Origin of the sequence: Klebsiella spallanzanii, from assembly GCF_902158555.1 — a bacterium.
In the GTDB taxonomy this organism is placed as follows: Bacteria; Pseudomonadota; Gammaproteobacteria; order Enterobacterales; family Enterobacteriaceae; genus Klebsiella; species Klebsiella spallanzanii.
This window is the reverse complement of the sequence record NZ_CABGGS010000006.1, coordinates 1-15,669: the sequence shown is the minus strand read 5'-3', so window position 1 is coordinate 15,669 and position 15,669 is coordinate 1. Positions and strand designations below refer to the sequence as shown.

At 54.1% G+C, this 15,669-nt stretch carries 12 protein-coding genes and 1 riboswitch; of the genes, 8 read left to right on the top strand and 4 right to left on the bottom strand.

All coding sequences use genetic code 11. The annotated features are described in order from the left end of the window. Positions 1-7 precede the first annotated feature (7 nt). On the bottom strand, positions 8-2,659 hold the full coding sequence (gene ppc, locus FN082_RS08470) for a phosphoenolpyruvate carboxylase (protein WP_139537316.1): 2,652 nt from the start codon (positions 2,657-2,659) through the stop codon (positions 8-10). A 256-nt stretch (positions 2,660-2,915) separates the two neighbouring features. Then, on the bottom strand, positions 2,916-4,067 hold the full coding sequence (argE, locus tag FN082_RS08465) for an acetylornithine deacetylase (protein WP_142464782.1): 1,152 nt from the start codon (positions 4,065-4,067) through the stop codon (positions 2,916-2,918). 184 nt (positions 4,068-4,251) lie between these two features. On the opposite strand from argE, the gene argC reads away from it, so the two are divergent. From argC to oxyR, 4 genes are all read left to right on the top strand, one after another. After that, the gene (gene argC / locus FN082_RS08460; protein ID WP_142981433.1) at positions 4,252-5,256 is read left to right on the top strand and encodes an N-acetyl-gamma-glutamyl-phosphate reductase; all 1,005 of its coding nucleotides are present in this window, start codon (positions 4,252-4,254) and stop codon (positions 5,254-5,256) included. 6 nt (positions 5,257-5,262) lie between these two features. Then, positions 5,263-6,039, top strand: a complete 777-nt coding sequence (gene argB, locus FN082_RS08455; RefSeq protein ID WP_139537319.1) for an acetylglutamate kinase — start codon at positions 5,263-5,265, stop codon at positions 6,037-6,039. Between the two features lie 74 nt (positions 6,040-6,113). Continuing rightward, positions 6,114-7,487 (top strand): argininosuccinate lyase, encoded by a 1,374-nt coding sequence (gene argH / locus FN082_RS08450; protein ID WP_139537320.1) that lies wholly within the window; start codon positions 6,114-6,116, stop codon positions 7,485-7,487. A gap of 267 nt (positions 7,488-7,754) precedes the next feature. Then, on the top strand, positions 7,755-8,672 hold the full coding sequence (oxyR, locus tag FN082_RS08445) for a DNA-binding transcriptional regulator OxyR (RefSeq protein ID WP_139537321.1): 918 nt from the start codon (positions 7,755-7,757) through the stop codon (positions 8,670-8,672). Here oxyR and sthA read toward each other — a convergent pair. After that, positions 8,655-10,055, bottom strand: a complete 1,401-nt coding sequence (gene sthA / locus FN082_RS08440; protein ID WP_139537322.1) for a Si-specific NAD(P)(+) transhydrogenase — start codon at positions 10,053-10,055, stop codon at positions 8,655-8,657. The genes oxyR and sthA overlap by 18 nt on opposite strands. Positions 10,056-10,251: 196 nt before the next feature. Here sthA and fabR point away from each other — a divergent pair, with 196 nt between their 5' ends. After that, on the top strand, positions 10,252-10,887 hold the full coding sequence (fabR, locus tag FN082_RS08435; protein ID WP_139537323.1) for an HTH-type transcriptional repressor FabR: 636 nt from the start codon (positions 10,252-10,254) through the stop codon (positions 10,885-10,887). A 15-nt stretch (positions 10,888-10,902) separates the two neighbouring features. Then, positions 10,903-11,262 (top strand): YijD family membrane protein, encoded by a 360-nt coding sequence (locus FN082_RS08430; RefSeq protein WP_139537324.1) that lies wholly within the window; start codon positions 10,903-10,905, stop codon positions 11,260-11,262. Between the two features lie 46 nt (positions 11,263-11,308). Here the strand turns inward: FN082_RS08430 and trmA are convergent, their stop codons facing one another. After that, positions 11,309-12,409 carry a tRNA (uridine(54)-C5)-methyltransferase TrmA gene (gene trmA, locus FN082_RS08425; protein ID WP_139537325.1) on the bottom strand — a complete coding sequence of 367 codons (1,101 nt, stop codon included), beginning with the start codon at positions 12,407-12,409 and terminating at the stop codon, positions 11,309-11,311. A 116-nt stretch (positions 12,410-12,525) separates the two neighbouring features. Further along, positions 12,526-12,705, top strand: a riboswitch (cobalamin riboswitch). A 67-nt stretch (positions 12,706-12,772) separates the two neighbouring features. Here trmA and btuB point away from each other — a divergent pair. Both btuB and murI read left to right on the top strand, forming a co-directional pair. Next, positions 12,773-14,656: a TonB-dependent vitamin B12 receptor BtuB gene (gene btuB / locus FN082_RS08420; RefSeq protein ID WP_139537326.1), complete on the top strand. Its 1,884-nt coding sequence runs from the start codon at positions 12,773-12,775 to the stop codon at positions 14,654-14,656. Further along, positions 14,601-15,452, top strand: coding sequence for a glutamate racemase (murI, locus tag FN082_RS08415; protein ID WP_139537327.1), 852 nt, complete (start codon positions 14,601-14,603; stop codon positions 15,450-15,452). Before btuB ends, murI begins: the two co-directional genes overlap by 56 nt. Positions 15,453-15,669: the final 217 nt, after the last annotated feature.

Genomic DNA, 15,669 nt, shown 5'->3' with positions numbered 1-15,669 from the left:
CGGCAAATTAGCCGGTGTTACGCATACCTGCCGCAACGCCTGCAATAGTGACCATCAGCGCCTGCTCAACGCGCGGATCTGGTTTTTCACCTTTCTCTTCCGCCAGACGTGAACGATGCAGCAGCTCGGCCTGCAGTACGTTCAGCGGGTCGGTATAGATATTACGTAACTGGATAGACTCGGCGATCCACGGCAGGTCGGCCATCAGGTGGGAGTCGTTGGCGATTGCCAGCACCACGTTGATATCGGCAGACAGCAGCTCGCGCAGCTCTTCACCCAGTTTCCACAACTCTGGTTTCACCAGACGCTGATCGTAATATTCCGCCAGCCACAGGTCAGCTTTTGAATAGACCATCTCCAGCATGCCGAGGCGAGTAGAGAAGAATGGCCAGTCGCGGCACATGCTTTCCAGCTCACTCTGTTTGCCGCCTTCCACCACTTTTTGCAGCGCGGCGCCCGCACCCAGCCAGGCTGGCAGCATCAGGCGGTTTTGCGTCCACGCGAAGATCCATGGAATCGCACGCAGTGACTCGACGCCGCCGGTCGGGCGACGTTTCGCCGGACGCGAACCCAGCGGCAGTTTACCCAGCTCCTGCTCCGGCGTAGCGGAACGGAAGTAAGGAACAAAGTCTTTATTTTCACGCACGTAACCGCGGTACATATCGCAGGAGACGTCTGACAGTTCGGCCATGATGTCGCGCCATTGCGGTTTTGGCTCCGGCGGCGGCAGTAGGTTGGCTTCCAGAATTGCGCTGGTGTAGAGCGACAGGCTGCTGATGGTGACTTCCGGCAGACCGTATTTAAAGCGGATCATCTCACCCTGTTCGGTGACGCGCAGGCCGCCTTTCAGGCTTCCTGGAGGCTGAGAGAGCAGAGCCGCATGCGCCGGTGCGCCGCCGCGACCGATAGAACCGCCGCGACCGTGGAACAACGTGAGCTCAATGCCAGCCTTTTCGCAGGTCTTAATTAAGGCGTCCTGTGCCTGATACTGCGCCCAGGACGCGGCCATCACGCCTGCATCTTTCGCTGAGTCAGAATAGCCAATCATGACCATCTGCTTGCCCTGGATAAAGCCGCGATACCAGTCGATATTCAACAACTGGGTCATGACGTCGTCGGCGTTATTCAGGTCATCCAGGGTTTCGAACAGCGGGGCGACCGGCAGCGCGAAGCCGATACCGGCCTCTTTGAGCAGCAGATGTACCGCCAGTACGTCAGACGGCGTTTTCGCCATTGAGATAACATAGGCCGCAATAGAGCCGCGCGGCGCTTCGGCGATCACTTTGCAGGTTTCAAGCACTTCGCGAGTTTCTTCGCTCGGCTCCCACTGACGCGGCAGCAGAGGACGTTTGGAGTTCAGTTCGCGGATCAGGAAGGCCTGTTTGTCGGCTTCCGACCAGCTTTCATAATCGCCGATGCCGAGATAGCGGGTCATCTCGCCCAGGGCTTCGGTATGACGGGTGCTTTCCTGGCGGATATCGATACGCACCAGCGGTACGCCAAAGGCTTTTACGCGACGCAGGGTGTCGAGCAGTTCGCCGTTGGCGATAATGCCCATGCCGCAGGCTTGCAGCGACTGGTAACAGGCATAAAGCGGTTCCCATAGCTGCTCGTTTTGCGTGATAAGGCCAGCCGGTTTCGGCAGTCTTTGTCCTTTCAGACGCGCTTCCAGCCAGGCCTGGGTTTCCATCAACTGCGTACGCAGCTTTTTCATCAGGTAACGATAGGGTTCCTGTGCGCCTTCCGCGCCTGCCAGTTCACGCAGCTCGTCGGTACACTCGACCATCGACAGCTCGGAAATCAGCAACTGGACGTCTTTCAGGAACAGATCGGTCGCTTTCCAGCGGCTGAGCAGCAGCACGTGGCGGGTGATATCGGCAGTGACGTTCGGGTTGCCGTCGCGGTCGCCGCCCATCCAGGAGGTAAAGCGAACCGGGACAAAATCGACCGGTAACCGATAGTTGAGGTTGGCTTCCAGCTGTTCGTTCAGTTCGCGCAGGTAGTTCGGCACGCCTTCCCACAGGCTATTTTCAACGACCGCGAAGCCCCATTTGGCTTCATCCACCGGGGAGGGGCGGTGCTTACGGATTTCATCGGTATGCCACGACTGGGCAATCAGCTGGCGCAGGCGGCGCATGAACTGATGGCGTTCATAGTCAGCAATATCGTTGTTATCGAGCTGCTTCAGGCAGTTGTTGATTTCACCCATCTTGTGGATCAGCGTACGACGCGTGATCTCGGTCGGGTGCGCAGTTAGCACCAGTTCCAGAGACAGGGATTCAACTGCTTGTTTAATAATTGTTTCGTTGAGATTGGGTTGGTCTTTGAGCTTTCTCAGGGTGCGGGCAATCACTTCAGGATTACTGGCCGCTTCGCCTTTTGGCGAAATGCTGTGGTATTGCTCTGCGGTATTCGCCAGGTTCAGAAACTGGCTAAAGGCGCGCGCCACCGGCAGCAGCTCGTCGTTGGACAAGTTTTGCAGCGTGGTGAGCAGTTCCTGGCGGTTGGCTTCATTGCCTGCGCGAGAAGATTTGGACAACTTACGGATAGTTTCGACACGATCAAGAATGTTTTCTCCTAGCGCATCCTTGATGGTGTCGCCCAGCACCTTACCGAGCATACTGACATTACTACGCAAAGCGGAATATTGTTCGTTCATGTTACCCCAGACACCCCATCTCATTTTATTTTGTTATATCCGGCGCTCGATAATTTGAGCAGTGGATAAGCAACCGTCTTTTATAAAGCCACGTAAAAACCCCCACGTCAATTGTTGCGAAATCGCTTCAGCAAACGAATAAATCGCGGCAATTTGCGAAATTTAACTCAGAGGTCGCTTGATAAGTGTTGCTTATGAAAATGTGATAATTGTCACTCTCCCGCGCCGATGAAAAAGAGCGGAAGAATGCGTGTTTTTAATGCCAGCAGAAATGGTGGACCACCTGAGTGATAAGCTCACGAGTCGGCTTAATAAAGCGCGTTTCCAGGTATTCATCTGGCTGGTGGGCCTGGTTGATAGAGCCTGGGCCTAATACCAGCGTTGGGCAGAGGGTCTGAATAAACGGTGCTTCGGTACAGTAGTTCACCACTTCGGTTTGCGCGCCGAGCAGTTTCTCCACCACCTCAACCAGCTTATGGTCCGGCGGGCATTCATAGCCAGGGATCGGCGGATGCAGCTCGGAAACGGTCAGCCGTCCAGGCCAACGCTCGCTCACCGGGGCCAGCGCTTCGTTCAGCAATCCATTGAGATCGTTGAGCGTCATTCCAGGCAGCGGGCGAATATCCATATGCAGTTCACAGCAGGCGCAGATGCGGTTTGAGGCATCGCCGCCGTGAATGGCTCCGAGGTTAAGCGTGGGGTACGGGACAGTAAATGCAGCGTAGTGATAACGCTCTTTTAAGTCGTCGCGCAGCTGCATAATACGGCCAATGGCATCGTGCATCAGTTCAATGGCGTTGACGCCGCGCGCCGGGTCGCTGGAGTGGCCAGATTGCCCCTGGACGCGAACTGCGGTGGAGATATGGCCTTTGTGCGCACGTACCGGTTGCAGCGAAGTCGGTTCGCCGATAATGGCGCAGTCCGGTCGCAACTGGGTGGTTTCGGCGAAGTAGCGGGCACCGGCCATGCTGGTCTCTTCATCGGCGGTCGCCAGAATATAGAGCGGTTTTTTCAGCTGAGTCACGTCAACATCGCGCAGGGCGTCGAGAATAAAAGCAAAGAAGCCTTTCATATCCGCGGTACCAAGGCCGTAAAGTTTGTTGTCGTGCTCGGTCAGGGTGAAGGGGTCGCGAGTCCAGCGACCATCATCAAACGGGACGGTATCGGTATGCCCGGCAAGCAGTAGGCCGCCAGCACCTTGACCGGTACTGGCCAGCAGGTTGAATTTATTGCGCGTATCGGGCACCGGCTGAACTTCAACGTTAAAGCCAATATCGTGGAACCAGCCTGCCAGTAAATTGATTAAAGACTCATTGCTTTGATCCAGCGCCTCTTCGGTTGCGCTGATGGAAGGTGTGGCGATCAACGCGCGATAAATCTCGATAAAGGGCGGTAAATTGTTTTTCATTGTTGACACACCTCGGGTCGTGATAGTATCAATATTCATGCATTATTTGTGAATAAAAATACATTATCGTTGAGCGTAAGAAAACCCATCGAATGTAAGGATGATGCTCTTACGGCTCAATTGGGTGGGGAAGGCAACGGCCTTCCAGGGCAAATAGACGTAAGTAAGAAGGTGAAGAGCCCCAATGTTGAACACGCTGATTGTGGGCGCCAGCGGTTATGCCGGCGCAGAGCTAGTGGCCTATGTAAATCGCCATCCTCATATGACCATAACCGCTTTGACGGTCTCCGCGCAAAGCAATGATGCGGGAAAATTAGTTTCCGATTTGCATCCGCAGTTGAAAGGCATTGTCGACCTGCCGCTGCACCCGATGTCCGATATCAGCGAGTTTAGCGCCGGGGTGGACGTGGTTTTCCTCGCCACCGCGCATGAAGTGAGCCACGATCTGGCACCGCAGTTTCTCGCGGCAGGCTGCGTGGTGTTCGATCTTTCCGGGGCGTTCCGCGTTAACGATGGCGCCTTCTACGAAAAATATTACGGTTTCACCCATCAGCACCCTGATCTGCTGGAGCAGGCGGTTTATGGCCTGGCCGAGTGGAGCGTCGATAAGCTTAAAGAGGCGAATCTGATTGCCGTACCGGGCTGCTACCCGACGGCGGCTCAGCTGTCGTTAAAACCGCTGATCGACGCGGGCCTGCTGGATCTAAACCAGTGGCCGGTGATCAACGCGACCAGCGGCGTTAGCGGGGCCGGGCGTAAAGCCTCTATTGGTAATAGCTTCTGCGAAGTTAGCCTGCAGCCCTATGGTGTTTTCAACCATCGCCATCACCCTGAAATATCCACTCATCTGGGTGCGGACGTTATTTTTACCCCGCATCTGGGCAATTTTAAGCGTGGGATTCTGGAAACCATCACCTGCCGCCTGAAGCCTGGCGTGAGCAAAGAACAGGTCGCAGCAGCGTTCCAGCAGGCCTATGCGAAAAAACCGCTGGTGCGTTTATATGATAAGGGCATGCCCGCATTGAAAAATGTCGTGGGTCTGCCATTCTGTGATATCGGTTTTGCGGTCCAGGATGAACACATCATCGTTGTGGCAGCGGAAGATAACCTGCTGAAAGGCGCGGCAGCGCAGGCCGTTCAGTGCGCAAATATTCGTTTCGGCTTCGCTGAGACGCAGTCTCTTATTTAAGGTGTGATGATGAATCCTTTAATTATCAAACTCGGCGGCGTCCTGCTGGATAGCGAAGAAGCGCTGGAGCGCCTGTTTACCGCGCTGGTGAACTACCGCGAGTCGCATCAGCGCCCGCTGATTATTGTGCACGGCGGCGGCTGCGTGGTGGATGAGCTGATGAAGCAGCTCAACCTGCCGGTGAACAAGAAAAATGGTCTGCGGGTTACGCCGGCAGATCAGATCGACATTATTACCGGCGCCCTGGCGGGTACTGCCAATAAGACGCTGCTGGCGTGGGCGAAAAAGCACGGTCTGGCTTCCGTAGGACTATTCCTTGGTGATGGTGACAGCGTTAAGGTGACTCAGCTTGATAAAGAACTCGGCCATGTCGGCTTCGCTCAGCCGGGCTCTCCGGCGCTGATTCACACGTTGCTGGCGGGCGGCTATTTGCCGGTTGTCAGCTCTATCGGCGTGACTGATGAAGGACAGCTGATGAACGTGAATGCTGACCAGGCTGCTACCGCGCTGGCGGCAACGCTCGGCGCAGACCTGATTCTGCTGTCTGACGTGAGCGGTATTCTCGACGGTAAAGGTCAGCGCATTGCTGAAATGACTGCGGCGAAGGCAGAACAGCTGATTGAGCAGGGTATTATCACCGACGGGATGATCGTCAAAGTGAACGCTGCTCTGGACGCCGCGCGCACGCTAGGCCGCCCGGTCGATATCGCCTCCTGGCGTCATGCTGAGCAGCTGCCTGCGCTGTTTAACGGCACGCCGATCGGCACGCGTATTCTGGCATAAGTTTTAATTGAATGACCATAGGCCGGGTTGGCGTAGCGCCACCCGGCGGAACTAACGAATAAAGGAAGCAAGTTATGGCACTTTGGGGTGGGCGTTTTACTCAGGCAGCGGATCAGCGGTTCAAACAGTTCAACGACTCTTTGCGCTTTGATTACCGCCTGGCGGAGCAGGATATCGTTGGCTCTGTCGCCTGGTCCAAAGCGCTGGTGACGGTTGGCGTATTGACCGCTGATGAACAGCAGCAACTGGAAGAGGCGCTGAATATTCTGCTGGAAGAAGTGCGGGCCAATCCGCAGCAGATCCTCGAAAGCGATGCGGAAGATATTCATAGCTGGGTGGAAGGCAAGCTGATTGACAAAGTGGGTCAACTGGGGAAAAAGCTGCATACCGGGCGCAGCCGTAATGACCAGGTCGCGACTGACCTGAAGTTGTGGTGCAAAGATACCGTCGTGGAGCTACTGTCGGCGAATCGTCAGCTGCAAAGCGCGCTGGTTGAGACTGCACAGAACAACCAGGACGCGGTCATGCCGGGCTATACCCATCTGCAGCGCGCGCAGCCGGTAACTTTCGCTCACTGGTGTCTGGCTTATGTCGAAATGCTGGCTCGCGATGAAAGCCGCCTGCAGGACGCGCTGAAGCGCCTGGACGTCAGCCCGCTGGGCTGCGGCGCGCTGGCGGGTACCGCCTATGAAATCGATCGTGAACAGCTGGCTGGCTGGCTGGGCTTTGCTTCAGCCACTCGCAACAGTCTGGATAGCGTCTCTGACCGCGATCACGTGCTGGAGTTGTTGTCCGATGCCTCAATCGGCATGGTCCACCTGTCGCGCTTTGCCGAAGATCTGATCTTCTTTAATACCGGCGAAGCGGGCTTCGTTGAGCTTTCTGACCGCGTGACTTCCGGTTCATCCCTGATGCCGCAGAAGAAAAATCCGGACGCGCTGGAGCTGATCCGCGGTAAATGCGGCCGCGTGCAGGGCGCGCTGACCGGCATGATGATGACCCTCAAAGGTCTGCCATTGGCCTACAACAAAGATATGCAGGAAGATAAGGAAGGGCTGTTTGATGCGCTCGATACCTGGCTCGATTGCCTGCATATGGCGGCGCTGGTGCTTGACGGTATTCAAGTGAAGCGCCCGCGTTGTGAAGAAGCGGCGCAGCAGGGTTACGCGAATGCGACCGAGCTGGCGGATTATCTGGTGGCTAAAGGCGTACCGTTCCGTGAAGCGCACCATATTGTCGGCGAAGCGGTGGTTGAGGCTATTGCTCAAGGCAAGCCGCTGGAAGATCTGCCTCTGGCTGATTTGCAGAAGTTTAGCCCCGTTATCACCGATGATGTCTATCCGATTCTGTCACTGCAGTCATGTCTTGATAAGCGAGCGGCTAAAGGCGGCGTTTCTCCGCAGCAGGTAGCTCAGGCCATTGCTGACGCCAAACAGCGCTTGGTTTAAATTTCCTGTCAGGCTGTCTTTGCGCGGCAAATAAAGGAAGCTCGGTTAATTCCGGGCTTTTTTATGCAAAAAAAAAGCGGACACAAGGTCCGCAAAAGTTCACGTTGGCTTTAGTTATTCGGGTAGAGAATTGATGAGGAAGCTCAATGATTTTATGAAGTTTTCCTCATTTATGGGTTTATTATTGAACAGAAACCTTGATAGGGATAATCGTTCGTTGCTATTCTATCTATCGCCATGGACTATCGTGGCGATGGAGGATGAATAATGAATATTCGCGATCTTGAATATCTGGTAGCGCTAGCCGAACACCGCCACTTCCGCCGGGCGGCGGATTCTTGTCACGTCAGCCAACCGACGCTCAGCGGGCAAATCCGCAAGCTGGAGGATGAACTCGGCGTGATGTTGCTGGAGCGCACCAGCCGTAAGGTTCTGTTCACCCAGGCAGGGCTGCTGTTGGTGGATCAAGCGCGTACCGTGTTACGCGAAGTCAAAGTGCTTAAAGAAATGGCAAGCCAGCAGGGGGAGACCATGTCCGGGCCGCTGCATATCGGCCTAATCCCGACGATTGGCCCTTATCTGCTGCCGCTGATTATCCCGATGCTGCACCAGACCTTTCCGAAGCTGGAAATGTATCTGCATGAAGCGCAAACCCATCAGCTGCTGGCGCAGCTTGATAGCGGTAAGCTCGACTGCGCGATTCTGGCGCTGGTCAAAGAGAGCGAAGCCTTTATTGAGGTGCCGCTGTTTGATGAGCCAATGATGCTGGCTATCTACGAAGATCACCCGTGGGCGAATCGCGAGTGCGTACCGATGTCGGATTTAGCCGGTGAAAAGCTGTTGATGCTGGAAGATGGCCACTGCCTGCGCGATCAGGCGATGGGCTTTTGCTTTGAAGCGGGCGCTGATGAAGATACGCATTTCCGGGCAACCAGCCTTGAAACGCTGCGTAACATGGTGGCCGCCGGTAGCGGTATTACGCTGCTGCCAGCCTTAGCCGTACCGCAAGAGAGAAAGCGCGATGGCGTGGTTTATGTGCCATGCATCAAGCCGGAGCCGAGACGTACCGTCGGGCTGGTGTATCGCCCGGGCTCACCGCTGCGCAGCCGTTATGAACATCTGGCGGAGGCCATCCGCGGAACCATGGATGGCCATTTCGACAAAGCGTTAAAACAGGCGGTTTAAGCCATTTAATGCCGCTACCCGATAGGCTTCCGCCATTGTCGGGTAGTTAAAGGTGGTGTTAACGAAGTACTCAATAGTGTTACCGCCACCTTTCTGCTCCATTATCGCCTGGCCGATGTGAATAATTTCGGCCGCGCGCTCGCCAAAGCAGTGAATCCCCAGGATCTCTTTCGTTTCGCGATGAAACAGGATCTTCAGCGTCCCGACGCTCATACCGACAATCTGCGCTCGCGCCAGATGTTTGAACTGCGCGCGTCCCACTTCATAAGGCACCTTCATTGCCGTCAGCTGCTGCTCAGTTTTGCCGACGGAGCTGATTTCCGGAATGGTGTAAATCCCGGTAGGGATATCTTCAATCAGATGCGCTGATGCTTCGCCTTTAACTAGCGCCTGAGCAGCGATACGCCCCTGGTCGTAGGCGGCGGAGGCCAGGCTCGGATAGCCAATTACATCGCCGACGGCATAAACATGCGGCAAGGCGGTTTGATACATGCTGTTGACCTTCAGCTGGCCGCGACTGTCCGTTTGCAGGCCGATATTTTCCAGCGCCAGAGAATCGGTATTACCGGTGCGGCCGTTGGCGTACAGCAGGCAGTCCGCTTTTAGCTTTTTGCCAGACTTCAGATGCATAATGACGCCGTCATCAACGCCCTCAATCTTTTCGTATTCTTCATTGTGACGAATGACGACGCCGCTGTTCCAGAAGTGGTAGGAGAGCGAGTCGGACATCTCCTGATCGAGAAACGCCAGCAGGCGATCGCGGGTGTTGATCAGATCAACCTTCACCTCCATCCCGCGGAAGATCGACGCATATTCGCAGCCGATCACCCCGGCGCCGTAGATGATCACATGACGTGGTTCGTGGTGCAGGCTAAGAATGGAGTCGCTGTCATAAATACGTGGGTGATGAAAATCGACGTCTGCTGGATGGTACGGGCGTGAACCGCAGGCAATCACGAACTTTTCCGCTGTTACCGTTTCCACTGTGCCGTCGTGGCATTCCAGCGCGATAGTATGTTCATCAACAAAATGGGCATTGCCCTGCAGGATTTCGCAGTGGTTACGCTCATAGAAACCCTGACGCATATGGGTTTGCTGGTTAATGACGCTGTCGGCATGGTTCAGGATGTCGGCGAAGGAAGAACGAAGAAGACGGGAATGGTCGCTGTAGAGAGGGTTTTGGTTGAACTCGATAATACGGCTGACGGCATGGCGGAGGGCTTTGGACGGGATGGTACCCCAGTGGGTACAACCGCCGCCGACGTTATGGTAGCGCTCAATGACGGCAACGCGTGCTCCCTGTTTCACCAGCCCCATGGCAGCACCTTCTCCGCCCGGACCGGAACCAATCACAATTGCATCATAATCCCAAGAGTGTGACATGGCATTACTCACCTGTTTTATACATAAAATAAACACGATGATAACATTCGGCGCGCTTTAACCCAATTATCGTTGTGCTTTTTTGCGGCATAAAAGCAGAAACGGCTCGTAAACAATCATTCACAATCCAGTGTAAACCGATTAGTTCTAATCTCTGGTATAGTGCCAGAAGGGCTTATGGAAGGATTCAGACAACGTGATGGGCGTAAGAGCGCAACAAAAAGAAAAAACCCGGCGTTCGCTGGTGGAAGCAGCATTTAGCCAGCTAAGTGCTGAACGGAGTTTTGCCAGCTTGAGCCTGCGTGAAGTCGCGCGGGAAGCGGGGATCGCCCCAACGTCCTTCTACCGGCATTTTCGCGATGTCGATGAACTTGGTCTGACCATGGTTGATGAAAGCGGCCTGATGCTTCGCCAACTGATGCGTCAGGCGCGTCAGCGTATCGCTAAAGGCGGCAGCGTCATTCGTACCTCTGTTTCCACCTTTATGGAGTTCATTGGTAACAACCCAAACGCCTTTCGCCTGCTGTTGCGTGAACGTTCCGGTACCTCTGCGGCGTTTCGTGCCGCTGTGGCGCGTGAAATTCAGCATTTCATCGCGGAACTTGCCGACTATTTAGAAATCGAAAACCATATGCCGCGCGCCTTTACCGAAGCGCAGGCTGAAGCTATGGTCACCATCGTTTTTAGCGCTGGCGCTGAGGCCCTGGATGTGAGTCCTGAGCAACGCCGACAGCTGGAGGAGCGACTGGTGCTGCAGCTCAGAATGATCTCGAAAGGCGCGTATTACTGGTATCGCCGTGAACAAGAAAAAATATCAAATCATTCCGAATAACGTGAAGGACGAGCAATGAAACACTCAGTACAAGATAGAGGTACGCTGCTGCTGGCGCTGATCGCAGGTCTATCCATCAATGGAACCTTCGCCGCGCTGTTCAGTTCAATTGTCCCCTTTTCCATCTTCCCTATTTTGTCGTTGGTGCTTACGGTTTACTGCCTGCATCAGCGCTATCAGAATCGCAGTATGCCGGTGGGTTTACCGGGGCTGGCCGCAGCCTGTTTTATCCTGGGCGTGCTGGTTTATAGCACCGTCGTGCGCGCGGAATATCCGGACATCGGCTCTAACTTCTTCCCGGCGGTTCTGTCGGTGATTATGGTGTTCTGGATTGGCTATAAAGTGCGCAATCGCAAGAGCGCGATCGCCGAATAATCTATCGCCCGGCAATAGCAGTGTTGCCGGGCTTTCTTCCGCCGCTTTACTTCCTCGTTAAAAGCACACCGCATTCCATATGATGGGTATACGGGAACTGATCGAACAGCGCCAGGCGAGTAACGTCGTGCGTTTTACTTAGCGTGTCCAGATTCTGACACAGCGTCTCCGGGTTGCAGGAGATGTAGAGAATGCGCGGGTACGTCTGCACCATTTTTTCCGTTTCGCTATCCAGCCCGCTGCGCGGCGGATCGACAAAAATCGTCTCGCACTTATAGCCCTTCAGATCGATTCCCTGCAGGCGGTTAAACTCCCGCACGCCGTTCATCGCCTGAGTAAACTCTTCCGCCGACATGCGGATAATCTGCACGTTATCAATATGGTTCGCTGCAATGTTGTATTGCGCCGCCGCGACGGATGGTTTAGCAATCTCTGTTGCCAGCACGCGATCGAAATTACGCGCCAGCGCCAGCGAAAAGTTGCCGTTGCCGCAATACAGCTCAAGCAGGTCGCCGGTTGCGCCTTTCGTGGTATCAATGGCCCACTCCAGCATCTGGATGTTCATCGCTGCGTTCGGCTGGGTGAAGCTATTCTCAACCTGGCGATAGACCATCTCACGCCCGCCAACCGGTAAGCGCTCATCGATATAATCCTGATCCAGCTCGATTTTAGTCTTCGTTGCGCGGCCAATCAGGTGCACATTCAGGTTTTGCGCCCGTAGCGTATCGCGCAAGCGTTCCGCCTGCTGACGCCACTCATCATCAAGCTTTTTGTGATACAGCAGAGAGATAACGGCCTGGTTGCTCAGCGTGGTCAGATAATCGACCTGAAACAGTTTATGGCGCAGCACCGGGTTATCGCGTACGCCTTCAATCACGGCGCTCATCAGCTGATTAATCAGCTCGCTGGCGGCCGGGAAGGTATCGACGCGGATCCGGGATTTTGTCTGCTGATCAAACATAATGTGGTACAGGTCATCGCCGTCGTGCCACAGGCGAAATTCTGCGCGCATGCGATAGTGGCTGACCGGTGAACGAAACACTTCCGGAACCGGGGCGGCGAAAGGCGCCATCATTTTCTGCAAACGGACGACTTTTTCTGCCAGCTGCGCTTCATATTGTTCGGTAGGAAGGTGTTCGGGGGTCATGATGCATCCTGAATAAAATAAGTACGCGGGGATTGTAGGGAAAGCGCCGGGGATGTCCAGCCCTGATGATATAAGGAAATATAACGGTAGAAGTCTGGACATCTATATGTTTCTAATTATAGCATCGTGTTACCGGTCCTATGAGTTAATAGGGAATCCAGTGTAAATCTGGAGCTGACGCGCAGCGGTAAGGATAAGTGGGATGAGCGCATTGTGCAGACACTGCGGTTTTTCGCGGGAAGTCCTCATCTATTAAACACCCCAAGCCCGAAGACCTGCCGGAATACGTCGCATTTGGCCTCTATCATCGCGTGCTACTGATAGAGCCGGCGGCATCCTTTGCATATTATGGATGCTTTTAAAATGATTAAAAAAGCTTCGCTGATGACGGCGCTCTCCGTCACGGCATTTTCCGGCTGGGCGCAGGACAGCAATTCAGACACGTTAGTGGTGACAGCAAACCGTTTTCAACAGCCGGTGAATACGGTCCTTGCGCCGACCGATGTTGTTACGCGGGAAGATATTCAGCGCTGGCAGTCAAAAGATCTTAATGATGTGATGCGTCGCCTGCCGGGCGTGGATATTTCGCAGACCGGCGGGATGGGGAGCAGTTCTTCTCTCTACGTTCGCGGCACGGAAGCACGTCATGTGCTGGTGCTGATTGATGGGATCCCAATGGCGCGGGCAGGTATTGGTAACGCCATTGACATTGGCCAGATTCCGGTATCCCTGGTGCAGCGTATCGAATACATCCGCGGGCCGCGTTCTGCTGTTTACGGTTCCGGGGCGATTGGCGGTGTGGTCAACATCATTACCATGAGTGACGATGAACACGCGCAGATCAATGCCGGGATGGGGTCGAATGGCTACCAGACTTATGATGGAGCGGTAAATAAACGTTTTGGCGACACGATGGTGACGGCGGCAGGTGCCTATCAGACGACCAAGGGCTTTAACGTCAAACCAGATTCCCCTTACAGCGGCGATAGCGACCGCGATGGTTATCGCAACAAACTGTTCTGGGGTGCCGTACAGCACAAGTTTGACGAGAGTTTTTCGGGTTTCTTCCGTGGTTATGGATACACGACTAACAACGATTACGATCAGGATACGATGTATGGTTCTCCTGCTGGTAACGACGAGGGTCGGAACTATAACCAATCCTGGGACACTGGACTGCGTTATAACTCGGGCATCTATTCCTCTCAGCTAATTGCGAACTATCAGCACCTTAAAAATTATAACTACAGTAGCAACCTTGGCCGCTATGCGGGTGATGCTACGCTGGATGACATGGAACAGCGTTATATTCAGTGGGGTAACAACTTTGAAGTAGGACATGGTTCAGTGAGCGGTGGTGTTGACTGGAAACAGGAAAAGCTGACTTCCAGCAGTACGACGAAATCTGATATCTACAAACGCGACACCACAGGGCTTTATTTGACCGGGCAGCAACAGATCGATACCGTCACGCTGGAAGCCTCGGGTCGTGAAGATCACGATGAGCAGTTCGGCTGGCACGGCACGTGGCAAACTGCGGTGGGCTGGGAATTTGTTGATGGTTATCGCGCAACGCTTTCTTATGGTACCAGCTTCCTGGCGCCATCTTTAGGGCAGCAATTCGGCGCGACGCGTTATGCATCGCAATATTATTCAGGTATTGCAGCAAACCCGGATCTAAAACCGGAAGAGTCTAAACAGTGGGAAGCGGGAATTGATGGGATTACGGGGCCACTGGATTGGAAAATATCAGCATACCACTATGAAATTCAAAACCTGATTGATTATAAAAGCGCGAACAACGTCAACCAGTATATCAACGTGAAGTCGGCCACCATTAAAGGTCTGGAGTGGACAGGGAACATCACGACTGGCCCGGTAGAGCATCACCTGACGCTGCAATATACTGATCCTCGTGACGATGAAACCAACCAGGTTCTTGCTCGCCGAGCGAAACAGCAGGTGAAGTATGAAGTCACCGGGCAGGTTTATGACCTCGGCTGGAATATCGCTTACCAATATCTGGGTCAGCGCTATGACAACGACTATGATGAGACAACAAGCTCCTCTAGTCGCGTTAAACTGGGTGGCGTAAGCCTATGGGATGTCGGATTGTCATATCCGGTCACCTCACACCTGACAGTTCGTGGTAAAATCGCCAACCTGTTCGATAAAGATTACGAGACAGCATATGGCTACCCAACTGCAGGACGGGAATACACCTTGTCTGGCAGCTACACCTTCTGATCCACGTCCCACCGTGCTGGTGTTTGACTCTGGCGTCGGTGGGCTGTCGGTTTACAATGAGATTCGGCATCTTTTGCCGAATCTACATTACATCTACGCTTTTGATAACGTTGCTTTTCCATACGGTGAGAAAAGTGAAGAGTTTATTGTTGAGCGTGTTTTGGAAATCGTTACTGCCGTTCAGCAGCGTTATCCGCTGGCGCTGGCCGTCATTGCCTGCAATACCGCCAGTACCGTTTCATTGCCAGCGCTGCGCGAAAAGTTCGCCTTCCCGGTGGTTGGCGTAGTACCAGCGATTAAACCGGCTGCTCGCTTAACAGCGAACGGTATCGTCGGCCTGCTGGCGACGCGTGGAACCGTCAAGCGTCCTTATACCCGTGAACTCATCGATCGCTTTGCCAATGAATGCCGCATTGAAATGCTCGGTTCCGCTGAGCTAGTGGAATTAGCGGAAGCTAAGCTACACGGTGAACCAGTCCCTCTGGATGAACTACGTCGTATCCTGCGTCCCTGGCTGAGGATGCAGGAACCTCCAGATACCGTTGTGCTGGGCTGTACGCACTTCCCTCTATTACAAGAAGAGCTGCAGTTGGTGCTGCCGGAAGGGACACGGCTCATTGATTCCGGCGCGGCGATTGCGCGCCGAACGGCCTGGTTGTTGGAACACGAAGCACCTGATGCAAAATCTGGCGATGCGAATATTGCGTACTGCATGGCGTTGACGGCAGTAACTGAACAACTTTTGCCTGTTTTACAGCGTTACGGATTCGAATCACTGGAAAAACTGCCGCTTTAAGGGCGTTTTGCACAAAAAAGAGACGGTTGAAATATTTTTTGAAAACAGGGCTTGTCAACGTCTCAGAACTCCCTATAATGCGCCTCCACTGACACGGAACAACGGCTTACAGGCCGCCGGGTTAGCGGGGTTCAGCGATGAACGCCGGCAGAGAAAAGCGAAAATAAACGCTTGACTCTGAATGAGGAAAACGTATTATACGGGACCTCGCAACGGT